We start from the raw sequence: 21,522 nt of genomic DNA on the forward strand, positions 1-21,522 counted from the left end.
TCAGTTGCCGCGTGTCACGCTCAGGCCTTTGAGCAGGCTCAGGGCCTGACCCAGTTGGTAGTCGTCGTCCTGCAGGCGTGGCTTGGCCTTGGGCGCCTTGACGCTTGGCTTGTCCGCGCCGCCGTTGCCGTTGCCCAGGTGACCCTGGAGATCGGCTTCCTTGAAGGTGTCGTCGTCCTGGGCACCGGTGACCTTGGCCTGGCGGACTTCAACATCGGGGATGATGCCCTGGGCCTGGATCGAGCGACCGTTAGGCGTGAAGTACAACGCGGTGGTGATCTTCAGCGCGCGGTCATTGCTCAGCGGCAGCACGGTTTGTACCGAGCCCTTGCCGAAGCTGGTGGTGCCCATCAACACGGCGCGTTTCTGGTCTTGCAGGGCACCGGCAACGATTTCCGAAGCCGAGGCGCTGCCGCCGTTGATCAGCACCACCATCGGCACCGCTTCGCTTTCGTCGTGGCCGGTGGCCGAGAAGCGCAGTTCGGAGTTGGCGATGCGACCTTTGGTGTAGACGATCAGGCCCTTGGTGATGAAGTGGTCGACCACTTCCACCGCCGCCTGCAGCACGCCGCCCGGGTTGTTGCGCAGGTCGAGGACGATGCCGTTGAGCTTCTTGCCGTTTTCCTTGTGCAGGGCCGCGAGGGCCTTGGAGACCTCTTCGCCGGTCTTGACCTGGAACTGGGTGATGCGGATATAGCCGTAGCCGTTTTCCAGCAACTGGCTGCGCACGCTCTTGGTGCGGATGATCGCCCGGGTCAGGGTCACGTCGAACGGCGCACCGCCGCCGCGCACCAGGGTCAGGGTGATTTTCTGGCCGACCTTGCCGCGCATCTTGTCGACGGCTTCGGTCATGGTCTGGCCGCGGGTCGGCTGGCCGTTGATCTTGACGATCAGGTCGCCGGCCTGCACGCCGGCCTTGGACGCCGGGGTGTCGTCGATCGGCGAGACCACCTTGACGAAGTTGTCTTCCATGCCGACTTCGATGCCCAGGCCGCCGAATTCGCCGCTGGTGTCTTCCTGCAGCTGGGCGAAGTCGTCCGGCCCGAGGTAGGCGGAGTGCGGGTCAAGGTTGCTGAGCATGCCCTTGATGGCATTCTCCAGCAGGGTCTTGTCGTCCACCGGTTCGACATAGGCGGCCTTGATCCGGTCCATGACCTCGGCAAAGGTGCGCAGCTCGTCGAGCGGCAGCGGGGCCTTGGCGGTGACGGCCGGAGCAGCGGCAGCCGGCGCGGGCTGGGCAGGTTGCGCAGCGAACGCGTGGGGCGCACCGATCACCAGGGCGATCGTCAGGGCCAGCGAGGTGAGGCGGGACAAATGCAACATGTCGAACGAACTCCTGATTAAGATGCGGGCCTATCCTTGGGCGCGGCACCATTGGGCCGGATCACTCGGGTGACCCTGCTGACGTATAGCGAAATACAACGCGGGTGCGTCCTGACCGCCACTGTTGCCTACAGTAGAGATCGACTCACCGGCTTTTACCACATCGCCTGCGGACTTGAGCAGCGTCTGGTTGTGCCCGTAGAGGCTCAGGTAACCGTTGCCGTGGTCCAGAATGACCAGCAAACCGGCGCCCCGCAACCAATCGGCGAACACCACGCGGCCACCGTGCACGGCGTGCACCTGGCTACCGGCGGCGGCGCTGATCATTACCCCGTCCCACTTGGTCCGGGCGTCATCGCCACGGGTTTCACCAAAGCGCGCAAGCAGTCGACCATCAACTGGCCATGGAAGTTTGCCGCGTGCTGAAGCAAAAGGGCCGCCGAAGGATTCTCCTGCACTCGATACCAAGGCTCCAGGCGTGGTTTTACGCGGTGGGCGTGGGCTGTCGTCGGTGGCGACCGCCGCCTCACGCTGGCGCTTTTTTTCGGCTTCCTGCTGGGCGAGCAGCGCTTTCTGACGCGCTTCTTCCGCCTCGCGGGCCTGGCGAGCCAGGGTTTCTTCGATTGTCTTGAGGACTTTCGACAGGTCGGCCTGGTCCTGTTCGCGAGCGGCGAGCTTCTGGTCGCGGGCTTTCACGTCGTCACTGAGCTTGGCCAGGGCCGCCTGGCGTTCCTTGCGGACCTTGTCCAGTTCGTCGCGCTGGCTGTCCAGGCTGCTTTTCTGCACCAGCAACTGGGCTTGCTGCAGATTGATGTCGTTTTCGACATTGGCCAGTTGGCGCAGGGTTTCGTTGAAGTTCTTCAACTGCTCCATGCGCGCCTGGCTCAGGTAATCGTAATAGGTCAGGGTACGGGCGAATTTTTCCGGGTTTTGCTGGTTGAGCAACAGCTTGAGGTATTCCTGGCGGCCACCCTGGTAGGCGGCGCGGGCCTGGATGGCGATCAGTCGCTGCTGTTCAATGCGCGCGCTCTGGAGTTTTTTTTTCTCTGCGTCGAGCCGCTGCAGTTCGCTTTCGCTCTTTTTCAGCTCTTTCTGCAGGGCATCGACCTGCTTCTCCAGCTTGCCCATCTCGGTTTCGGTGCCGCGCAGTTCTTTCTGCACCCCGGATTTTTCTTCCTGCAGCTTGCCCAGGAGCTTTTTCAGCTCAGCGATATCCTGACGCGTGGCGTCCAATTGCTGCTGGGTTTGTGCGCGCTCGTCGGCAAAGGCCGGTTGGAGCAGGCAGATCAGGGCTAGGGCGATAAGGGCGCGAAGCATGGGGCGGGCGACACCTGGGAACGAGACGCCCTAGTATGCCCGCCGCGGGCTGCAAAAAAAACGCCCAAAAGCGGTTGCTTTCAGGCGTTTCCGATAAAGAGGTAGGCCGCAGGCCTGCGGCCTACCTGATTTGTGGCGTTTAGAGGTCAGTCAGGATCGACGTACCGGTCATCTCTTTCGGCTGTTCCAGGCCCAGAAGCTTGAGCATGGTCGGTGCGACATCTGCCAACACGCCGCCTTCACGGACCTTCAGCGGACGCTTGCCGACATAGATGAAAGGTACCGGCTCGGTGGTGTGGGCGGTGTGGGCCTGGCCGGTGGATTCGTCTTCCATTTGTTCGACGTTGCCGTGGTCGGCGGTGATCAGCGCTTCGCCGCCGACCTTGTCCAGGGCCTCGACGATACGTCCTACACACAAATCCAGACATTCCACTGCTTTAACGGCCGCATCGAACACGCCGCTGTGGCCGACCATGTCGCCGTTGGCGTAGTTGACCACGATCACGTCGTAACGCTGGTGTTCGATGGCATCGACGATGCGGTCGGTGACTTCCGGCGCGCTCATTTCCGGTTGCAAGTCGTAGGTGGCGACTTTCGGCGACGGGATCAGGATACGTTCCTCACCCGGGAAAGGTTCTTCACGACCGCCGGAAAAGAAAAAGGTGACGTGGGCGTACTTCTCGGTTTCGGCTATCCGCAGCTGGGTCTTGCCGTTTTTCGCCAGGTAGTCGCCCAGCACGTTTTCCAGGCTGCCCGGGGCGAAGGCCGACGGCGTGTGAATGCTGGCGGCGTACTGGGTCAGCATGATGAAGCCGGCGGTTTTCGGCTGGCGGGGGCGCTCGAAGTCCTTGAAGTCGTCTTCGACGAACACCCGGGTCAGTTCACGGGCACGGTCGGCGCGGAAGTTCATGAATACCACGGCATCGCCGTCTTCGACGGTGACTTTCTCGCCAATGCGGGTGGCCTTGACGAATTCGTCGCTCTCGCCGCGCTCATAGGCGGCTTGCAGGCCTTCCTGGGCATTGGCGGCGTGGAACTCGGCCTGGCCGTCGACAATCAGGTTGTAGGCCTGGGCCACACGGTCCCAGCGGTTGTCGCGGTCCATGGCGAAATAGCGCCCGATCAGGCTGGCGATACGGCCCTTGCCCAGGGTACGGAAGGTTTCGTCGAGCAACTCGATGGAAGACTGGGCGCTTTTCGGCGGGGTGTCGCGGCCATCGAGGAAGGCGTGCAGGTAGATTTTCTCGGCGCCGCGCTTGAACGCCAGCTCGGCCATGGCCACCAGGTGGTCCTGATGGCTGTGCACGCCACCTTCGGACAGCAGGCCGAGGATGTGCACCGCCTTGCCCGCGGCCACGGCCTTGTCCACCGCTGCGCAGATGGTCGGGTTCTCGAAGAACTCGCCGTCGCGGATCGACTTGGTCACGCGGGTGAAGTCCTGGTACACCACCCGGCCGGCGCCGAGGTTCATGTGGCCGACTTCGGAGTTGCCCATCTGCCCATCCGGCAGGCCGACATCCATGCCGGAGCCGGAGATCAGGCCGTTGGGCTGGGTCGCGACCAGGCGGTCGAGCACCGGTTTTTTCGCCGAATAGACGGCGTTGTAGTCATGGCTCTCACTGTGACCGAAGCCATCCAGGATGATCAGGACCAAAGGTTTAGGCGTGGTAGTCATGGACGGCACTCGCGGCTGGATTGAAAGGTCATGGAAAAAAGAGTCGCAGTTTAAAGCCAAGTTCAAATGCAGTCACCGCCGGGCGGGGTTTGGCCGACCTTGACGGCTGTGTATACTGGCCCACATTTTAACGCCCTGGAACCTCCTGATGGTCGATCACCTGATTGCATTTGCCACTAGCCACTACCTGTTAGCCGGCGCCTTCGTGCTCCTGCTGGCCTTGCTGATTGCCCATGAAATGAGCCGCGGCGGCGCCAGCCTCAGTACTGGCCAGTTGACCGCATTGGTCAACCAGGACCAGGGCGTGGTCATCGACCTGCGCCCGAGCAAGGACTTTGCCGCCGGTCATATTGTCGGCGCGCTGAACATTCCCCAGGACAAACTGATGGCTCGCATCGGTGAACTGGAGAAGCACAAGGCCAAGACCCTGATTCTGGTCGACGCCCAGGGCCAGCACTCCGGGACTCACGCCCGCGAGCTGCTCAAGTCCGGTTTCACTGCCGCCAAGCTGTCCGGTGGTATTTCCAGCTGGAAAGCCGACAATCTGCCGCTGGTGAAGTGATATGAGCCAGGTCGTTGTCTACTCCAGTGATTACTGCCCTTACTGCATGCGCGCCAAGTCGTTGCTCGGCAGCAAGAACGTTGCTTTCGACGAGATCAAGGTCGATGGCAAGCCGCAGTTGCGGGCCGAGATGTCCCAGAAGGCCGGGCGCACGTCCGTGCCGCAAATCTGGATCGGCGACCGGCACATCGGTGGTTGCGACGACCTGTTCGCCCTCGAGCGCGCCGGTAAGCTGGACGCGTTGCTGGAAGCTTGATTCCCCCAACCCTTTAAAGACCTGAAGATCAAGAAGGATCTGCTGCGATGACTGACCAACAGAACACTGCTGCCACTGAAGAAGATAGCCAACCGCAATTCTCCTTGCAGCGTATCTACGTGCGCGACCTGTCCTTCGAAGCCCCGAAAAGCCCGGCGATCTTCCGCCAGCAGTGGGAGCCGAGCGTCGGCCTGGACCTCAACACTCGTCAGAAAGCCCTGGAAGGCGACTTCCACGAGGTGGTGCTGACCCTGTCGGTGACCGTGAAGAACGGTGAAGAAGTGGCTTTCATCGCTGAAGTGCAGCAGGCCGGTATCTTCCTGATCAAGAACCTCGATGCGGCTTCCATGAGCCACACCCTGGGCGCATTCTGCCCGAACATCCTGTTCCCGTACGCCCGTGAAACCCTGGACAGCCTGGTCACCCGTGGTTCGTTCCCGGCGTTGATGCTGGCCCCGGTGAACTTCGATGCCCTGTACGCGCAAGAGCTGCAGCGTCTGCAGGAAGACGGCGCGCAAACCGTTCAATAAACGGATTGCCTGCCCACAAAAAAGCGCCTTTTTCCGGCGCTTTTTTTGTTCAGGCAAAGCCCAACTGGCGCCAACCTTCGTAGACCGCCACCGCCACGGTGTTGGACAGGTTCAGGCTGCGGCAGCCTTCGCGCATCGGCAGGCGCAGGCGTTGTTCGCCGGGCAGGACGTCGAGCACCTCGGCCGGCAGGCCACGGCTTTCCGGGCCGAAGAGAAACGCATCACCCTCGGCGAAGCGCGCCTCGTGGAACACTCGCGAACCCTTGGTGGTAAAAGCGAACAGGCGCGGGTGGCCGAGGCTTTCCAGGCAACTGGCGAGGTCGGCGTGGGTCTTGAGCGTGGCGTACTCGTGATAGTCGAGGCCGGCGCGGCGCAAGCGCTTGTCGTCCATTTCAAAACCGATGGGCTCGATCAAATGCAGGTGGCAGCCGCTGTTGGCGCACAGCCTGATAATGTTGCCGGTGTTCGGCGGAATTTCTGGTTGAAAAAGGATGACGTGAAACATGCACGGCTCCGAAGATGAAGATGGGCTGCATTCTACCCCCGAAGAGGACCCGCGATCGAAGCTATTGCCGCGGGTGTTGGGATCGCTGGCGATTGTCGGCTTGATGGTCGGGATGATGATCGGTCGCCTGACCGCGCCCGAGCCCCTGGTTTTGCAACAGGTCGAGGTGGTGCCCGAGGGGGTGGTGGTCTGGTTCAGTGCCGAGCCCAAGGTGCATGGCGAGCAGGTCGACGGCACGGTGGCGTTGCTGTTCGACGCCGAGGGCAAGGCGCAGAACGGCCACTTGCAGGTGGCCGGCAAGGACGCCAACTGGCGTGTGCGCTTGAGTGACAAGGGGTTGTTGCTGACGTTGCTGGCGGCGCGTCCGCTGCACGGCGAATGGGCCGGGGCGAAGGTGGACGGGCGCTGGAGATTGGCGATCAATCTCCGTGAGGAATAAAAGAGGGAATCTCCGGCCTGCCTGTACCGGAGCTCCCAGAACGGCTATCGGGCTCGTCGCGGTGAGCGGTGTGAGTCCGGGTGTTAAAGAGGGAATTCCTGACCTGCCTGTATCAGGGTTCCCAAAAGCGTTTGGACTCGTCGCGGTGAGCGGTGTGAGTCCCGGTGTAAAGAGGGGGAGTCCCGGCCTGCCTGTACCAGGGTCCCCGAAAACGTCTGGACTCATCTCTGTGTGCGGTATGAGTCCCGGTGTAAAGAAGGGAATTCCTGACCTGCCTGTATCAGGGTTCCCAAAAGCGTTTTGGGACTCGTCGCTGTGAGCGGTGTGAGTCCCAGTGTAAAGAAGGGGAGTCTTGACCTGCCTGTATCAAGGTCCCCGAAAGCATCTGGACTCGTCGCTGTGAGCGGTATGAGTCCTGGTGTAAAGAAGGGAAGTCCCGGCCTGCCTGTACCAGGGTTCCCAAAAGCGTCTTGGGACTCGTCGCTGTGAGCGGTGTGAGTCCCGGTGTAAAGAAGGGGAGTCCCTGACCTGCCTGTATCAGGGTCCCCAAAACTGGGTTGTACTGGGGTTGTTGCAGGGCGCGTGCCAGCTTTTGAAAAAACGCCAATGATTGCCCTGATAATTTTCAAAATGTGTCTGAAGGTCCCGGAATACGGGGCCTTTCTGCTCGAGCGTAAAAACGGCGATGGCGCCTGCGCGGCCTGATTCTCTGCTCGATCGCGGTTCAAGGCGCATTGCCGTGGTGCACGCCGCCCCATTTGCAGGGCAATAAAAAACCCTCTACAGCCAGGCTGTAGAGGGTTTGGCTTGAAGCGACGGATCAACCCTCGTCGCTGTCGTCCTCATCGCCGCCATCGACCTTCATGCCCAGTTCCTTGATCTTGCGGGTCAAGGTGTTGCGGCCCCAGCCCAGCAGCACGGCGGCGTCGCGACGGCGGCCGGCGGTGTGCTTGAGGGCGGTCTCGATCATGATCCGCTCGAAACTCGGCACGGCGCTGTCCAGCAGGCTCGATTGGCCGCGTGCCAGCGCCTGGTCGGCCCACTGGCGCAGTGCCTGTTCCCAGTTGGTCACCGGTGCCGAATCCTGCGGCAGGTTCAGCAGCTCCGGCGGCAGGTCGCTGATATGCACCTCGCGCCCGGAAGCCATCACTGTGATCCAGCGGCAGGTATTCTCCAGCTGGCGCACGTTGCCCGGCCACGGCAGGTTCTTCAGGTATTCCTCGGTTTCCGACTTCAGCAGCTTCGGCTCCACCGACAGTTCCTGGGCGGCGCGGGCGAGGAAGTGCTTGGCCAGGGTCGGGATGTCTTCGCGACGGTCCGACATCCGTGGAATATGGATGCGGATCACGTTCAGGCGATGGAACAGGTCCTCACGGAATTTGCCCGCGTGAACCAGGGTTTCCAGGTTCTGGTGGGTCGCGGCGATGATGCGCACGTCGACCTTGACCGGCGTATGCCCGCCGACCCGGTAGAACTCGCCGTCCGCCAGTACCCGCAGCAGACGGGTCTGGGTGTCGGCCGGCATGTCGCCGATTTCGTCGAGGAACAGGGTGCCGCCGTCGGCCTGTTCGAAACGCCCGCGCCGCAGGTTGGCCGCGCCGGTAAAGGCACCTTTTTCATGGCCGAACAGCTCGGATTCCATCAGGTCCTTGGGAATCGCCGCCATGTTCAAGGCGATGAACGGTTGCGCCGCCCGTGGGCTGTGGCGGTGCAGGGCGTGGGCCACCAGCTCTTTGCCGGTGCCGGACTCGCCATTGATCAATACGGTGATGTTGGAGTGGCTGAGGCGACCGATGGCGCGAAACACTTCCTGCATCGCCGGCGCTTCGCCGATGATTTCCGGGGTCCGGGTCAGGGTCGGCGCCACGGCCATGCCTTGTTGTTCCTGGGCATGCTGGTTGGCGCGCTTGACCAGCGACACCGCTTCATCGACGTCAAACGGCTTGGGCAGGTATTCGAACGCCCCGCCCTGGTAGGAGGCCACCGCGCTGTCGAGGTCGGAATGGGCGGTCATGATGATCACCGGCAGGCGCGGGTGCTGCTCGCGAATCCGCGCGAGCAGGTCCAGGCCACTGGCGCCGGGCATGCGGATGTCGGAGATGATCACATCCGGCTGCTGACGGACCAGGCGGCTCATTACGCCATCGGCACTGTCGAAGCTCTGGGTGGTCATCCCTTCCTGTTGCAGGGCTTTTTCCAGGACCCATCGGATAGAACGGTCGTCATCGACGATCCACACGGTTTCACTACGGCTCATGTCGATGTGGCTCCTTGTTCCAGTGGCAGAAAGATCGAGAATGTGGTGTGGCCGGGGTGGCTCTCACATTCGATCAGGCCCTGGTGCTGGCTGATGATGTTCTGGGTAATGGCCAGGCCGAGCCCGGTACCGTCCGGGCGGCCGCTGACCATGGGATAGAAGATGGTTTCCTGCAGCTCGGCGGGAATCCCCGGGCCGTTGTCGATGATCTCGATCTTGGTCACCAGGCGATGGCGCACGTGGCCGATGGTGAACTGGCGGATCGCCCGGGTGCGCAGGCTGATGCGACCCAGGCGCAGCTCGTTCTGGCTGCTGATGGCCTGCATGGCGTTGCGCACGATATTGAGCACGGCCTGGATCATCTGTTCACGGTCGATCAGTACATCGGGAATACTGGGGTCATAGTCGCGCACCAGATTGATGCAGCCCTGGCTCTCGGCTTCCACCAGGCTGCTGACGTGTTCCAGGACTTCATGGACATTGGTCAGCGCCAGGGACGGCAGCTTGTTCGAGCCGAGCATGCGGTCCACCAGGTTGCGCAGGCGGTCGGCCTCTTCGATGATGACGTTGGTGTAGTCCTTGAGGCTTTCTTCCGGCAGCTCGCGAGCCAGCAACTGTGCGGCGCCGCGAATCCCGCCCAGGGGATTCTTGATTTCGTGGGCCAGGCCGCGCACCAGCATCTTGGTGGTTTCCTGCTTGGACAGCTGGGCCTCTTCCTTGGTGATCCGCAACAGGCGGTCGCGGGGATGGACTTCCAGCAGCAGGAGGGTTTCGCCCTGGCTGAGAATCGGCGTCACGGCGTAGTCGACGGTCAGGGTCTGGCCGGTCAGCGCCGTGAGCATGGCTTCGCGCTTGGTGAACGGGTGCGCCTGTTCCACGGCCTGGCGCAGGGAGTTCAAGGCCTCGACCGACTCGGTGAACAGTTCGCTGATGAACTGGCCATGGCTGCGCTGGCCACTGATGGCCAGGAGCATTTCCGCCGCCGGGTTCATGTACTCCAGGCGCAATTCGGCGTTGAGCAGGATGGTCGCGGTGGTCAGGTTGTCGAGTAACAGTCTGTGCAGGGCGTCACTGATGGTCATGGGGACCTCTTTTGGAGCATGGCAAACGGGGCCGGTCCCGATTTGCGCGCGCGAACAAGGCGTCGATACAAGGAAAATGCAAAAACCAAACCAAGGCTCCGAAAAGAAGCGCGAATTGCCTGAAATGGGCGTTTCAGGCTCGATTGAGTGGCGTTCTGCCAGAAACGACGGGTACTTTCGAACCAAAATGGGATTTGGTTCGGGTAGGTGTGCAGTTTAGTGCACCAATCTGGTGCCATGCTTGGCGTGGGTCAGAGAAACGGCAAAATGCTGCTGCTTTCTTCCTCGGGCTTGTCTGCCAGCGGGCATTCCGGCCGTTGTCCGTAATCAGCCAGTTGGCAGGGGTTGGCCTGGCGTTTCTGCGCCAGCGAGATACGCACCATATGGAAGGGTTGGTTGGCCGTGCGTTCGGCGATCCGCCCCTGTTCGTCGAGGATCTCCACCGCGAGCTGGTGGCTGCCGCGGTCGATATTGTTCAAGGCGAACACCGGGCTGGGGCCGGGCGCGGCGGTGGGTTTGCCGTCCAGCAGCAATTGGTAGGTGTGCCCGGGCATCAGGCCGGGTTCACTGGTGACGCTGACGATCAGGTTGCCTTCGGTGCTACGGATGGTGGCATCGGGGTCCGGCACCAGGATGCGTAGCATCTGGTAATGGACAATCGGCTGGACCTTGGGTTTTTGCGCGGTGGCCGGCGTGGGCAGGGGCGCCGTCGGGGTCAGCGACAGGCGATTGACCGGCGGCAACGGCACCGCCTTGGCACCGGCCCGGTGTTGATCGGTGAAGACCCGGTTGCCCTGGCTGTCGATGTAGGTGTAGATCTCGGCCAGTGCCGAGCCGGCGCAAAGCGTCAGGAGCAGCGGCAGCAGGCGGACGAAAACGCGGATCATAAGTGGCTCAAGGCTTGTGTACCCGTTGGACGGTAAAGGGTACGAGGGCGCTTTGCTGCACCACCTGTTCGCCGGCCAGCACCTGGACGCCGAGGGTATGGTCACCGCGGTCGATATTCACCAGTTGCAGGCGTGGCACATTGCTTGGCTGGCCGTAGGGCGCACCGTCGAGCACCAGGCGCAGCAGGTGCTGGCGTTGCAGGCGCGGCTCCATCTTCACGCCGACGGTGAAGGTGCCGTTGTTGGCACGCAGGGCTTCCTGGGTCGGGATGTCCGTCAGTTCCAGGGTGCTGTAGGCCGCGCCGGCATTGGTGGGTGTCGCCGCCGAAGTCGCCGGTGCGGGTGTCGCCGGTGTGGGCAGCGGCAGCGTGTACGACTGCTGCAGGCCCACGCTGTTGAGCGGCGGCAGCTCCACGGCCTGTGCGGCGGTGCCGTCGGGCGGCTGGTTGCTGTAGGCCGTGTTGCCGTTGGCATCGGTGTACTTGTAGATCTGTGCGGCGGCTGGCAAGGCGACCGCCATTAGCAGCAAAAGAAGGCTTCGACCCATGGGCGCTCCCGATAGTGGTCCTGGCGCTGACATCCCGCCCAGGTGCTTCAGGGTGTCAGCATAGAGCACAACCTTCAACGGCTTCAGCGCCCGCTGAGGCACAACTCGCCCACGGCGCGAATCAGCGCCAGGTCATGGATCTCGTCGGTGCTCAGGACCTGGCGCTCCTGGGCCAGCCAGGTCGGGCATTGCGGGTCCTGCCGGGAGGCGGCGAAGGCGGCGTAATGCTGCAGAAGGCGCACTTGCAGTTGATCAAGGGCCGGGCGGATCTGCTTGACCAGGTCGGGGCGGGCGATGGTCGGGGCCTTGCCCGCGGCGTGCCACTTGGCCAGCAGGGCGTATTGCACCAGCTTGTTGGCTTCGATCTGGGCGGCGAGGAACTGGCTGACGTCTTCAGGCTTGAGCTGGTAGGTGGCGGCTTCCTGCGCGGCATTGGCGATGACTTGCTGCTCGCGCGGGCTGTCCTGGATCGGCTTGCCGCTGTCCCATTTGGTCAACGCGACCTGATCGGCGATCTCCAGGCGTTCGCTCACGGCCTGGAGCAAGGGTGCCAGGGACGCGGGGGCGGGTGTGGGCTTCGGGGTTTCGGCGAAGGCACCGGTGCTGAGGAGAATAAGCAGCAGCGGGCTGGCAAGGCGTTTTGTCAGGTACATGGAGCGGGCTTCGTCCAGAGGGTGGGCACAGGGCCCTGAGTAAACGTCACAAGCGCGGCCAGGCGCCAGTTTCTTTTCATGAAAAAGATGTCGGTGTGTCTCGGGATGCCATTCGTGGCGTGGGATCTTGAAAACACCACAATACCTGTAGGAGCAGGGCTTGCCCGCGAAGCTTTTAGCGATCTTGAGGCCCCCTTCGCGGCGGTGCGGCGTCCCGACAAGCCTTGCTCCTACAGTTCAGTGTTTAATGCACATTTTGTGTTCGGCAAAAATCTGTAGGAGCTATGTCAGAGGTCCGATACCGAGAGCGGCACGCCCTCGGTGCCGGCGTAGAACACCAACAGGTCCACCGGAACCGCGCCGGTCTTGGCGCGGTGCTGGATGTTGACCAGGGCGGCTATTGTGTCGCCCTGTTTCAGGTGGGTGTTGTGGCCCCCTTCCCGGGTCTCGACCCACACTTCGCCCGAGAGGATGTAGGCGGCGCTGGGAATCGGGTGGAGGTGCCAGCCCAACTCGGTATCGGCCGGAATATTGACCTGCAACAAGGTCAGTTCCGGTGGTCCTTCGGGATAGCGTTCGTAGGGCGTGCCATCCCAGGAGCTGGTGCTGCGCAGCAGCACTTGGGCGCTGGGTTGGGGTGGGGTTTGTGCATTGGATGTGGAGATCGGGGTCATGTGCTGGCTTCCAGGTTAACGTCCTTGTACCGCGCGCCACGCGCGGTGCCTGTGGTTCCCGTCACAAGGTCGGGAGCCCCTAGTTAACGCCGCTCCACAGCGTCCTGCCAGTCTGGAAACGTTTCAAGAATTCTCGATTTCTGCCCATGAAAAAGGCCACCCGAAGGTGGCCTTTCGTTACGCCGCTTGCGCGAGCGCTACCGGATCAGCAGCTGTAGTACAGCTCGTATTCCAGTGGGTGTACGAAGGTGCGTACTTTGATTTCTTCTTCGCTTTTCAGCTCGATGTAGGCATCGATGAAGTCGTCGCTGAAAACGCCGCCTTTGGTCAGGAACGCACGGCCTTTGTCCAGCTCTTCCAGGGCTTCTTTCAGGCTACCGCACACCTGTGGAATCTCTTTGGCCTCTTCAGGCGGCAGGTCATACAGGTTTTTGTCAGCAGCGTCGCCAGGGTGGATCTTGTTCTGGATACCGTCCAGGCCGGCCATCATCAGTGCGGCGAAGGCCAGGTAAGGGTTGGCAGCCGGATCCGGGAAGCGTGCTTCGATACGACGAGCCTTGGGGCTGTTGACGTAAGGAATACGGATCGAGGCGGAACGGTTGCGTGCCGAGTAGGCCAGCATTACCGGCGCTTCGAAGCCTGGGACCAGACGCTTGTAGGAGTTGGTCGACGGGTTGGTGAAGCCGTTCAGGGCCTTACCGTGCTTGATGATGCCGCCGATGAAGTACAGGGCGGTGTCGGACAGGCCGGCATAACCTTCGCCAGCGAAGGTGTTCTTGCCATCTTTGGAGATGGACATGTGAACGTGCATACCCGAGCCGTTATCGCCGTACAGCGGTTTTGGCATGAAGGTCGCGGTACGGCCGTAGGCGTCTGCCACGTTGTGTACGCAGTACTTCAGGGTCTGGACTTCGTCAGCCTTGTTGACCAGGGTGTTGAACTTCACACCGATTTCGTTCTGGCCGGCAGTTGCCACTTCGTGGTGGTGAACTTCGACGGTCTGGCCCATCTCTTCCAGTGCGTTGCACATGGAGGTACGGATTTCGTGGTCGTGGTCGAACGGTGGAACCGGGAAGTAGCCGCCTTTGATACCTGGACGGTGGCCTTTGTTACCGCCTTCCACGTCCTGGTCGGACATCCACGAACCTTGTTCGGAGAAGATCTTGAACATGGAGCCGGAGATGTCGGACTTGAACTTGACCGAATCGAAGATGAAGAACTCAGGCTCGGGGCCGAAGAAAGCGGTGTCGCCGATACCGGTCGACTTCAGGTATTCCTCGGCGCGACGGGCGATCGCACGTGGGTCGCGGTCATAGCCCTGCATGGTCGAAGGCTCGATCACGTCGCAGACCAGGATCAGGGTCGGCTCTTCGGTGAACGGGTCGAGTACGGCGGTGCTGTCGTCCGGCATCAGGATCATGTCGGAGGCTTCGATGCCTTTCCACCCGGAGATGGAGGAGCCGTCGAACATTTTGCCGATTTCGAAGAATTCGTCATCCAGTGCATCACGGGCCGGCATGGTCACGTGGTGCTGAGTGCCTTTGGTGTCAGTGAAGCGCAGATCAATCCATTTAACGTCATGATCTTTGATGAGTTGAACCGACTTCGACATGGTGTCCTCCGGGTGGCTTCGGGCTGGGTAGTGGAGTTAGCCCTGAAAGAGTGGTGATGCCGGCGCGAATATCGGCCAAGGCAACCTGCCTCACAAGAGAGCAAATTGCATGCCAGTGCCCCGTGATGGGTTTTTTGCCCCAATCTCACGCGTTGCAGCGAGCATAGGAGAATTTTCGGGCGTTTGTCGCACCATTTTAGATCTAAAATAATCGACGGCGACCTGTTTTGGTGCGCGCAAAACCATCTGCACAATAACTGGTTAAACCTTGAGCAATTTCCGCTATAATCCGCGCCCCCCTTTTTCGGCCGGCCCTTCGCGCGCTGTTTTCATGAAACTTATCGTAAAAGTCTTCCCCGAAATCACCATTAAAAGCCGCCCTGTCCGGATGAAATTCATCCGCCAGCTGGCCAAGAACATCCGTACCGTGCTCCGTGACCTGGACCCGAACGTGGTGGTGAACGGCGTGTGGGACAATCTCGAGCTGGAAACCGCGCTGAGCGAGCCCAAGGCCCTGCAGGAACTGACCGAGCGCCTGTGCTGCATGCCGGGCATCGCGCATTTCCTGCAGGTCGACGAATACCCGCTGGGTGACTTCGACGAGATCACCGCCCAGTGCAAACAGCACTTCGGCGAGGCCCTGCCCGGGAAGATTTTTTCGGTGCGTTGCAAGCGCGCCGGCAAGCACAGTTTCAGCTCCATGGATGTGGAGAAATACGTCGGCAGCCAGTTGCGCCGACAGTGCAATGCCGCCGGGATTTCCCTCAAAGAGCCGGAAATCGAAGTGCGGATGGAAATTCGCGACCAACGGTTGTTTGTTATCCATAGTCAGCACAATGGCCTGGGCGGCTACCCGCTGGGTTCCATCGAACAGACCCTGGTGCTGATGTCCGGCGGTTTCGACTCCACCGTGGCCGCCTACCAGATGATGCGCCGCGGCCTGATGAGCCATTTCTGCTTCTTCAATCTCGGTGGCCGCGCCCACGAGCTGGGGGTGATGGAAGTCGCTCACTTCCTCTGGAAGAAGTACGGCAGCTCCCAGCGGGTGCTGTTTGTCAGCGTGCCGTTCGAGGAAGTGCTGGGAGAAATTCTCGGCAAAGTCGATAACAGTCATATGGGCGTAGTATTGAAGCGTATGATGTTGCGCGCTGCTACCGTCATGGCCGATCGCCTGGAGATCGGCGCGCTGGTCACCGGCGAGGCGATCTCCCAGGTATCCAGCCAGACGCTGCCGAACCTGTCGGTGATCGACTGTGTGACCGAGAAGCTGGTGATTCGCCCGCTGATCGCCAGCCACAAGCAGGACATCATCGACCTGGCGACCGAGATCGGCACGGCGGATTTCGCCAAGCACATGCCGGAATATTGCGGGGTCATTTCGGTGAACCCCAAGACCCACGCCAAGCGCAACCGCGTGGAGTACGAAGAACAACAGTTCGACATGGCGATTCTCGAGCGGGCGCTCGAGCGGGCCAAACTGGTGCCGATCGATCGGGTGATCGACGAATTGGGCCAGGATTTGCAGATTGAAGAAGTCAGCGAGGCGCTGGCCGGTCATATCGTGATCGACATCCGTCACCCGGATGCTCAGGAAGATGATCCGCTGGCGATCGCTGGCATCGAGGTACAAGCGATGCCGTTTTATGCTTTGAACGCTCGTTTCAAGGAACTGGACCCTACTCGCCAGTACCTGTTGTATTGCGACAAAGGCGTGATGAGTCGCCTGCATGCCCACCATTTGCTCAGTGAGGGGCATGCCAATGTGCGCGTTTATCGACCGAGCTAAGAGCCCGGGGCTGTTTGCCTGTGGCCTGCGTCACCGGCCCCCCGACTCTGCCGTCAAGCTGTAACGGCTAGGCCTGACTCTACTGTTAATCGCTGCCACGACCTGTCAGCACACCGAATCCTCTGATCGAGATACACAAGTGATCGAAAATCTACGCAACATCGCCATCATTGCTCACGTTGACCATGGTAAGACCACCCTGGTAGACAAACTCTTGCGTCAATCCGGCACCCTGGAGCGCAACGAGCTCAACGACGAGCGCGTGATGGACTCCAACGACCAGGAGAAAGAGCGCGGTATTACCATTCTGGCGAAAAACACCGCCATCAACTGGAACGGCTACCACATCAACATCGTGGACACCCCGGGCCACGCCGACTTCGGCGGCGAAGTTGAACGTGTAATGTCGATGGTCGACTCCGTTCTGCTGCTGGTTGACGCTCAAGACGGCCCTATGCCGCAAACCCGTTTCGTGACCAAGAAGGCGTTCGAAGCCGGCCTGCGTCCAATCGTGGTGATCAACAAGGTCGACCGTCCAGGCGCGCGTCCGGACTGGGTTCTGGACCAGATCTTCGACCTGTTCGACAACCTCGGTGCCACCGAAGAACAGCTGGACTTCAAAGTCGTCTACGCCTCGGCCCTGAACGGTATTGCCGGTCTGGACCACACTGCCATGGCTGAAGACATGACCCCGCTGTACCAGTCGATCGTCGACGACGTACCGGCGCCGAAAGTCGACCGTGACGGTCCGTTCCAGATGCAAATCTCGGCACTGGACTACAACAGCTTCCTGGGTGTTATCGGCGTTGGTCGTATCGCTCGTGGCCGCATCAAGCCGAACACCCCGGTTGTCGCTATCGACGCCGACGGCAAGAAGCGTACCGGTCGTATCCTGAAGCTGATGGGTCACCACGGCCTGCACCGTATCGACGTTGAAGAAGCGGCTGCCGGCGACATCGTCTGCATCAGCGGCTTCGAGCAGCTGTTCATCTCCGACACTCTGTGCGACCCACTGAACGTCGAAGCGATGAAGCCGCTGACCGTTGACGAACCTACCGTTTCGATGACCTTCCAGGTCAACGACTCGCCGTTCTGCGGTCGTGAAGGCAAGTTCGTCACCAGCCGTAACATCAAGGAACGTCTGGACAAAGAGCTGCTGTACAACGTTGCTCTGCGCGTTGAAGAAGGCGACTCGGCTGACAAGTTCAAGGTCTCCGGCCGTGGTGAGTTGCACCTCTCGGTACTGATCGAAACCATGCGTCGCGAAGGCTTCGAAATGGGTGTAGGTCGTCCGGAAGTGATCATCCGTATGGTTGACGGCGTGAAGCACGAACCGTACGAAAACGTGACCATCGACCTGCCGGAAGAATCCCAGGGCGCGATCATGGAGCAAATGGGCCTGCGTAAGGGCGACCTGACCAACATGGTTCCGGATGGCAAGGGCCGTGTGCGCCTTGAGTACAACATCCCGGCTCGTGGCCTGATCGGTTTCCGTAACGAGTTCCTGACCCTGACCTCCGGTGGCGGCATCCTGACCTCGATCTTCGACCGTTACGACGTGATGAAGTCCGGCGACATGTCCGGCCGTCAGAACGGCGTGCTGGTTTCGGTCGCTACCGGTAAGGCGCTGACCTACTCGCTGGAAACCCTGCAGGCGCGTGGCAAACTGTTCGTTGAACACGGCCAGGACATCTACGAAGGTCAAATCGTTGGCTTGAACAGCCGCGACAACGACCTGGGTGTGAACCCAACCAAAGGCAAGAAGCTCGACAACATGCGTGCTTCGGGCAAAGACGAAACCATCGCCCTGGTTCCGCCGGTCAAGTTCACCCTGGAGCAGGCTCTGGAGTTCGTACAAGAAGACGAACTGTGTGAAGTCACGCCTAAGTCCATCCGTCTTCGCAAGAAGATCCTGGGCGAAAGCGAGCGTACCCGCGCTGCCAAGAAGTCCGGTAACTAAGTCATTTAGTTAGCTGGCAAAAAAACGCCCCCGACCGCAAGGTCGGGGGCGTTTTTGTTTGTCTGGCTGAAATGCTGATGCAGCCCCTGGCTCAAGACTGCCGCAAAACCTGTAGGAGCCGGCTTGCTGGCGATGACGGCCGATCAAGCGATGCAAGGCTCGCGGGCCTCATCGCCAGCAAGCTGGCTCCTACAAGGGGCCCCTGGTATAGAGGGTGTCAGAAGTTGTACAGCATCTTGTCCGGCGCAGGGCGTTCCGGGGTCTTGGGCTTGTAGGCGCAGTAACCCGGGCGTGGCCCGATTTTTGGATGGTTACGGCAGGTGTCCGGACGTTTTTCGTAGATGGTGCACAGCCGTGACTTGCGATCCAGGTACAGGCAATCGTTGTTGCTCATGCGCTGCAAGGTGAAGATCTCGGACTTCTGGTTGTAGCGCTCGACGATCCCCTCCTTCTGCAGGCGCTTGGCGATGTTCTTCGGCGGGTCGCCACGCTCGAATTCGTCGACGATGCCGATGCGGATCAGGTCCTTGATCTTCACTTCCACCGGCAAGGTGCAGCAACTGGACATGCAGCCCCCGCACATATGGCTGGCGTATTTCTGCCAGGTTTCGAGGCGGTCGAGTTCCGCGGCGGCGATCAGGGTAGGTTTCATCCGGCTGTTGTCCAGGGTGTATCAGGGCGCGCGATGATACCGGGGCTGGTGGATTTGTGAACAACCTTTTGACGGTTTTTCGTACAAACGCGCCGTTGCAGGGAGATTTCCACATGAGTGCATGCTTTTGGGGCAATCCCGGCTCGTCGGGTTTTCCCGAGGCGATCTGCAAAAAACGCCGAACCTGCAGCGCCACCCTGTGTCGAACCGTCTAGGCTCAGAAAACTCGTCTTTCAAATCGTCCATCTCGCTAGAGGTTGTACCGATGTCTCAGGAACCGCTTGTCCGTGAAGCCGAGGTCGCTGCCTTTCGCGACGCTGTCCTCGCCAAACTTACATACGCGGTGGGCAAGGACCCGGACCACGCGTTTGATCATGACTGGTTTGAAGCCATTGCCCTGGCCGCCCGCGACCATATGGTCGAGCACTGGATGGACCACACGCGGCATATCTATCGCAAGGGCCAGAAACGGGTGTATTACCTGTCCCTGGAATTCCTGATCGGGCGGCTGCTGTACGACAGCCTGAGCAACCTCGGCCTCCTGGAGATCGTTCGTGAGGCGATGGTGGAGCTCGGGGTGGACCTGGAGCGTATTCGCCTGCTGGAGCCCGATGCGGCCCTCGGCAACGGTGGCCTGGGGCGCCTGGCGGCCTGCTTCATGGAAAGCATGTCGACCCTCGGCATCGCCGGCCATGGTTATGGCATTCGCTACGAGCACGGTCTGTTCCGCCAGGCCATCGTCGATGGCTGGCAGCAGGAGCAGACCGAGAACTGGCTGGACTTCGGCAACCCCTGGGAGTTCGAGCGCGCCGAAGTGATCTATCCCGTGGGCTTCGGCGGCCAGGTGCAAACCATCACCGACGAAAATGGCGCGACCCACCAGGTCTGGACGGCATCGGAAACCGTGCGCGCGGTGGCTTATGACACGCCGGTGGTGGGTTGGCGCGGCGCCAGTGTGAACACCCTGCGGCTGTGGCGGGCGCGGGCGACCGAAGAGCTGCACCTGGAACGTTTCAACGCCGGCGACCACCTCGGCGCGGTAGCCGAAGTGGCCCGGGCCGAAAGCATTTCCCGGGTCCTGTACCCGGCCGACAGCACCGAGGCCGGCCAGGAGCTGCGGCTGCGCCAGGAGTACTTCTTTGTCTCCGCTTCCTTGCAGGACCTGCTGCGCCGGCACAAGAACATGCACGACTCGGTGCTCAGCCTCGGCGAGCACGCGGCGATCCAGCTCAATGACACGCACCCCTCGATTGCCGTGGCCGAGTTGATGCGCCAACTGGTCGACCTGCACGATATCGCCTGGGATGCGGCCTGGCAGGTCACCGTGGAAACCCTTTCCTACACCAACCACACCTTGCTCCCCGAAGCCCTGGAAACCTGGCCGGTGGGCCTGATGGAGCGCATGCTGCCGCGGCATATGCAGATCATCTACCTGATCAACGCCCAGCACATCGATTCGCTGCGGGCCAAGGGCATCCACGATTTCGACGTGCTGCGCGCGGTCTCGCTGATCGAGGAGGATAACGGTCGGCGGGTGCGCATGGGCAACCTGGCGTTCCTCGGCTCCCACAGCGTCAACGGCGTTTCCGGCCTGCACACCCAACTGATGCGCAGCACGGTGTTCTCCGAACTGCACAAGCTCTATCCGGAGCGGATCAACAACAAGACCAACGGCATCACCTTCCGCCGCTGGCTCTACCAGGCCAACCCGAAGCTCACGGCGATGATGGTCGACGCCGTGGGGCCGGAGCTGCTCGACAACCCCGAGGAACTGCTGCTGGGCCTGGAGCCTTTTGCCGAGAAGGCCGGTTTTCGCAAACAGTTCGCCGAACAGCGCCTGCACAGCAAGCGCGCCCTGGCGGCCTTGATCCATGAGCGCCTGGGGATCGCGATCAACCCGGCGGCGATGTTCGACGTGCAGGTCAAGCGCATCCACGAATACAAGCGCCAGTTGCTCAACCTGCTGCACACCGTGGCGTTGTACCAGGCGATCCGTGCCGAGCCGGAAACCGACTGGGTACCACGGGTGAAGATCTTCGCCGGCAAGGCGGCGGCCAGTTATCACCAGGCCAAGCTGATCATCAAGCTGGCCAACGACATCGCCCGCACGGTGAACAACGACCCGACCGTACGCGGTCTGCTCAAGGTGGTGTTCCTGCCCAACTACAACGTCAGCCTGGCGGAAAGCATCATTCCGGCGGCGGACCTGTCGGAGCAGATTTCCACCGCCGGCTTCGAGGCCTCGGGCACCAGCAACATGAAGTTCGGCCTCAACGGCGCGCTGACCATCGGCACCATGGATGGCGCCAACGTCGAGATGTGCGAGCGGATCGGCGAAGAGCACATGTTCATCTTCGGCCTCAGTGCCCAGCAGGTGGAGTCGCGCAAACAAAACGGCGAGTTCAGCGCGGCGGCCGATGTGGCCGCCTCCCATCGGCTCAACGATGTGCTGCAAGCCATTCGTGGCGGGGTGTTTTCACCGGATGATCCGTCCCGTTATGTCGGGCTGGTGGATTCGCTGATCGACTACGACCGCTTTCTGGTCTGCGCCGATTTCGACTCCTACTGGAGTGCCCAGGCCCGGGTCGAAGCCCATTGGCACGACTCCAAGGAATGGTGGCGTTCTGCCGTACTTAACAGTGCGCGAATGGGCTGGTTTTCCTCGGACCGGACCATTCGGGAATACGCCACGGAAATCTGGAAAGCACTGGATTAACTTTTTGCGACAAGTTGTGCGGCCGGCCCCACTTTCCGGGGGCCGGATCGATATACTACGCGGCATCTTTTCGGACGCCGCATAGGGAT

20 protein-coding genes are annotated in these 21,522 nt (G+C 61.2%); 8 read left to right on the top strand and 12 right to left on the bottom strand.

Annotation, left to right across the window (positions count from 1 at the left end; all coding sequences use genetic code 11):
* The 3 genes from M5C71_RS12335 to gpmI all read right to left on the bottom strand — a co-directional run bounded on the left by M5C71_RS12335 (position 1) and on the right by gpmI (position 4,315).
* Positions 1 to 1,323, bottom strand: coding sequence for a S41 family peptidase (locus M5C71_RS12335; RefSeq protein ID WP_103496803.1), 1,323 nt, complete (start codon positions 1,321 to 1,323; stop codon positions 1 to 3).
* A 30-nt stretch (positions 1,324 to 1,353) separates the two neighbouring features.
* Positions 1,354 to 2,640 (bottom strand): murein hydrolase activator EnvC, encoded by a 1,287-nt coding sequence (locus tag M5C71_RS12340; protein WP_103496804.1) that lies wholly within the window; start codon positions 2,638 to 2,640, stop codon positions 1,354 to 1,356.
* 139 nt (positions 2,641 to 2,779) lie between these two features.
* Positions 2,780 to 4,315 (bottom strand): 2,3-bisphosphoglycerate-independent phosphoglycerate mutase, encoded by a 1,536-nt coding sequence (gene gpmI / locus M5C71_RS12345; RefSeq protein ID WP_248767944.1) that lies wholly within the window; start codon positions 4,313 to 4,315, stop codon positions 2,780 to 2,782.
* A 148-nt stretch (positions 4,316 to 4,463) separates the two neighbouring features.
* On the opposite strand from gpmI, the gene M5C71_RS12350 reads away from it, so the two are divergent.
* Genes M5C71_RS12350 through secB form a run of 3 tightly spaced genes read left to right on the top strand, consistent with a single transcriptional unit; the run spans position 4,464 to position 5,663 of the window.
* On the top strand, positions 4,464 to 4,877 hold the full coding sequence (locus M5C71_RS12350; RefSeq protein WP_100940340.1) for a rhodanese-like domain-containing protein: 414 nt from the start codon (positions 4,464 to 4,466) through the stop codon (positions 4,875 to 4,877).
* 1 nt (position 4,878) lies between these two features.
* A complete protein-coding gene (grxC, locus tag M5C71_RS12355) occupies positions 4,879 to 5,133 on the top strand; it encodes a glutaredoxin 3 (RefSeq protein ID WP_103496806.1) in 255 nt (84 codons plus the stop codon).
* Between the two features lie 47 nt (positions 5,134 to 5,180).
* On the top strand, positions 5,181 to 5,663 hold the full coding sequence (gene secB, locus M5C71_RS12360; protein ID WP_103496807.1) for a protein-export chaperone SecB: 483 nt from the start codon (positions 5,181 to 5,183) through the stop codon (positions 5,661 to 5,663).
* A gap of 49 nt (positions 5,664 to 5,712) precedes the next feature.
* Here the strand turns inward: secB and M5C71_RS12365 are convergent, their stop codons facing one another.
* Positions 5,713 to 6,168 carry a tRNA (cytidine(34)-2'-O)-methyltransferase gene (locus M5C71_RS12365; protein ID WP_248767945.1) on the bottom strand — a complete coding sequence of 152 codons (456 nt, stop codon included), beginning with the start codon at positions 6,166 to 6,168 and terminating at the stop codon, positions 5,713 to 5,715.
* On the opposite strand from M5C71_RS12365, the gene M5C71_RS12370 reads away from it, so the two are divergent.
* A complete protein-coding gene (locus M5C71_RS12370; protein WP_152737795.1) occupies positions 6,167 to 6,607 on the top strand; it encodes a hypothetical protein in 441 nt (146 codons plus the stop codon). The genes M5C71_RS12365 and M5C71_RS12370 overlap by 2 nt on opposite strands.
* An 820-nt stretch (positions 6,608 to 7,427) precedes the next feature.
* Here the strand turns inward: M5C71_RS12370 and ntrC are convergent.
* The 5 genes from ntrC to M5C71_RS12395 all read right to left on the bottom strand — a co-directional run bounded on the left by ntrC (position 7,428) and on the right by M5C71_RS12395 (position 12,033).
* On the bottom strand, positions 7,428 to 8,864 hold the full coding sequence (gene ntrC, locus M5C71_RS12375) for a nitrogen regulation protein NR(I) (RefSeq protein WP_100940345.1): 1,437 nt from the start codon (positions 8,862 to 8,864) through the stop codon (positions 7,428 to 7,430).
* Positions 8,861 to 9,946, bottom strand: coding sequence for a nitrogen regulation protein NR(II) (glnL, locus tag M5C71_RS12380; RefSeq protein WP_040063506.1), 1,086 nt, complete (start codon positions 9,944 to 9,946; stop codon positions 8,861 to 8,863). The genes ntrC and glnL overlap by 4 nt, the downstream gene beginning before the upstream one ends.
* Positions 9,947 to 10,197: 251 nt before the next feature.
* Positions 10,198 to 10,833, bottom strand: a complete 636-nt coding sequence (locus M5C71_RS12385; RefSeq protein ID WP_103499147.1) for a DUF4124 domain-containing protein — start codon at positions 10,831 to 10,833, stop codon at positions 10,198 to 10,200.
* 7 nt (positions 10,834 to 10,840) lie between these two features.
* Entirely contained in the window at positions 10,841 to 11,380 is a 540-nt protein-coding gene (locus tag M5C71_RS12390) for a DUF4124 domain-containing protein (RefSeq protein WP_248767946.1), read from the bottom strand.
* 83 nt (positions 11,381 to 11,463) lie between these two features.
* Entirely contained in the window at positions 11,464 to 12,033 is a 570-nt protein-coding gene (locus M5C71_RS12395; protein ID WP_103499149.1) for a chorismate mutase, read from the bottom strand.
* 78 nt (positions 12,034 to 12,111) lie between these two features.
* Between M5C71_RS12395 and M5C71_RS12400 the strand changes: the two genes are divergently transcribed.
* A complete protein-coding gene (locus M5C71_RS12400; RefSeq protein WP_247263114.1) occupies positions 12,112 to 12,312 on the top strand; it encodes a hypothetical protein in 201 nt (66 codons plus the stop codon).
* Positions 12,313 to 12,320: 8 nt separating this feature from the next.
* Here the strand turns inward: M5C71_RS12400 and M5C71_RS12405 are convergent, their stop codons facing one another.
* Together M5C71_RS12405 and glnA are read right to left on the bottom strand one after the other, a co-directional pair.
* Positions 12,321 to 12,707 (bottom strand): cupin domain-containing protein, encoded by a 387-nt coding sequence (locus tag M5C71_RS12405; protein ID WP_103495505.1) that lies wholly within the window; start codon positions 12,705 to 12,707, stop codon positions 12,321 to 12,323.
* A 205-nt stretch (positions 12,708 to 12,912) separates the two neighbouring features.
* Entirely contained in the window at positions 12,913 to 14,319 is a 1,407-nt protein-coding gene (gene glnA / locus M5C71_RS12410; protein WP_100940351.1) for a type I glutamate--ammonia ligase, read from the bottom strand.
* Positions 14,320 to 14,650: 331 nt separating this feature from the next.
* Here glnA and thiI point away from each other — a divergent pair, with 331 nt between their 5' ends.
* Together thiI and typA are read left to right on the top strand one after the other, a co-directional pair.
* Positions 14,651 to 16,105 carry a tRNA uracil 4-sulfurtransferase ThiI gene (gene thiI, locus M5C71_RS12415; RefSeq protein ID WP_103495504.1) on the top strand — a complete coding sequence of 485 codons (1,455 nt, stop codon included), beginning with the start codon at positions 14,651 to 14,653 and terminating at the stop codon, positions 16,103 to 16,105.
* Positions 16,106 to 16,244: 139 nt separating this feature from the next.
* A complete protein-coding gene (gene typA, locus M5C71_RS12420) occupies positions 16,245 to 18,065 on the top strand; it encodes a translational GTPase TypA (protein ID WP_103495503.1) in 1,821 nt (606 codons plus the stop codon).
* Between the two features lie 217 nt (positions 18,066 to 18,282).
* On the opposite strand, the gene M5C71_RS12425 is transcribed toward typA, so the two are convergent.
* Positions 18,283 to 18,717: a YkgJ family cysteine cluster protein gene (locus tag M5C71_RS12425; protein WP_103495502.1), complete on the bottom strand. Its 435-nt coding sequence runs from the start codon at positions 18,715 to 18,717 to the stop codon at positions 18,283 to 18,285.
* A gap of 265 nt (positions 18,718 to 18,982) precedes the next feature.
* Here M5C71_RS12425 and M5C71_RS12430 point away from each other — a divergent pair, with 265 nt between their 5' ends.
* Complete coding sequence (locus M5C71_RS12430; protein WP_103495501.1) at positions 18,983 to 21,433, top strand: glycogen/starch/alpha-glucan phosphorylase; 2,451 nt, start codon at positions 18,983 to 18,985, stop codon at positions 21,431 to 21,433.
* Positions 21,434 to 21,522: the final 89 nt, after the last annotated feature.

Source organism: Pseudomonas sp. MWU12-2345 (assembly GCF_023242385.1).
Taxonomy (GTDB): Bacteria; Pseudomonadota; Gammaproteobacteria; order Pseudomonadales; family Pseudomonadaceae; genus Aquipseudomonas; species Aquipseudomonas gingeri_D.

Bases quoted from the DNA above. Each gene is read 5' to 3' on its own strand.
- M5C71_RS12335 (WP_103496803.1), bottom strand. From the start codon at position 1,323: ATGTTGCATTTGTCCCGCCTCACCTCGCTGGCCCTGACGATCGCCCTG.
- M5C71_RS12340 (WP_103496804.1), bottom strand. From the start codon at position 2,640: ATGCTTCGCGCCCTTATCGCCCTAGCCCTGATCTGCCTGCTCCAACCG.
- gpmI (WP_248767944.1), bottom strand. From the start codon at position 4,315: ATGACTACCACGCCTAAACCTTTGGTCCTGATCATCCTGGATGGCTTC.
- M5C71_RS12350 (WP_100940340.1), top strand. From the start codon at position 4,464: ATGGTCGATCACCTGATTGCATTTGCCACTAGCCACTACCTGTTAGCC.
- grxC (WP_103496806.1), top strand. From the start codon at position 4,879: ATGAGCCAGGTCGTTGTCTACTCCAGTGATTACTGCCCTTACTGCATG.
- secB (WP_103496807.1), top strand. From the start codon at position 5,181: ATGACTGACCAACAGAACACTGCTGCCACTGAAGAAGATAGCCAACCG.
- M5C71_RS12370 (WP_152737795.1), top strand. From the start codon at position 6,167: ATGCACGGCTCCGAAGATGAAGATGGGCTGCATTCTACCCCCGAAGAG.
- M5C71_RS12365 (WP_248767945.1), bottom strand. From the start codon at position 6,168: ATGTTTCACGTCATCCTTTTTCAACCAGAAATTCCGCCGAACACCGGC.
- ntrC (WP_100940345.1), bottom strand. From the start codon at position 8,864: ATGAGCCGTAGTGAAACCGTGTGGATCGTCGATGACGACCGTTCTATC.
- glnL (WP_040063506.1), bottom strand. From the start codon at position 9,946: ATGACCATCAGTGACGCCCTGCACAGACTGTTACTCGACAACCTGACC.
- M5C71_RS12385 (WP_103499147.1), bottom strand. From the start codon at position 10,833: ATGATCCGCGTTTTCGTCCGCCTGCTGCCGCTGCTCCTGACGCTTTGC.
- M5C71_RS12390 (WP_248767946.1), bottom strand. From the start codon at position 11,380: ATGGGTCGAAGCCTTCTTTTGCTGCTAATGGCGGTCGCCTTGCCAGCC.
- M5C71_RS12395 (WP_103499149.1), bottom strand. From the start codon at position 12,033: ATGTACCTGACAAAACGCCTTGCCAGCCCGCTGCTGCTTATTCTCCTC.
- M5C71_RS12400 (WP_247263114.1), top strand. From the start codon at position 12,112: ATGAAAAAGATGTCGGTGTGTCTCGGGATGCCATTCGTGGCGTGGGAT.
- M5C71_RS12405 (WP_103495505.1), bottom strand. From the start codon at position 12,707: ATGACCCCGATCTCCACATCCAATGCACAAACCCCACCCCAACCCAGC.
- glnA (WP_100940351.1), bottom strand. From the start codon at position 14,319: ATGTCGAAGTCGGTTCAACTCATCAAAGATCATGACGTTAAATGGATT.
- thiI (WP_103495504.1), top strand. From the start codon at position 14,651: ATGAAACTTATCGTAAAAGTCTTCCCCGAAATCACCATTAAAAGCCGC.
- M5C71_RS12425 (WP_103495502.1), bottom strand. From the start codon at position 18,717: ATGAAACCTACCCTGATCGCCGCCGCGGAACTCGACCGCCTCGAAACC.
- M5C71_RS12430 (WP_103495501.1), top strand. From the start codon at position 18,983: ATGTCTCAGGAACCGCTTGTCCGTGAAGCCGAGGTCGCTGCCTTTCGC.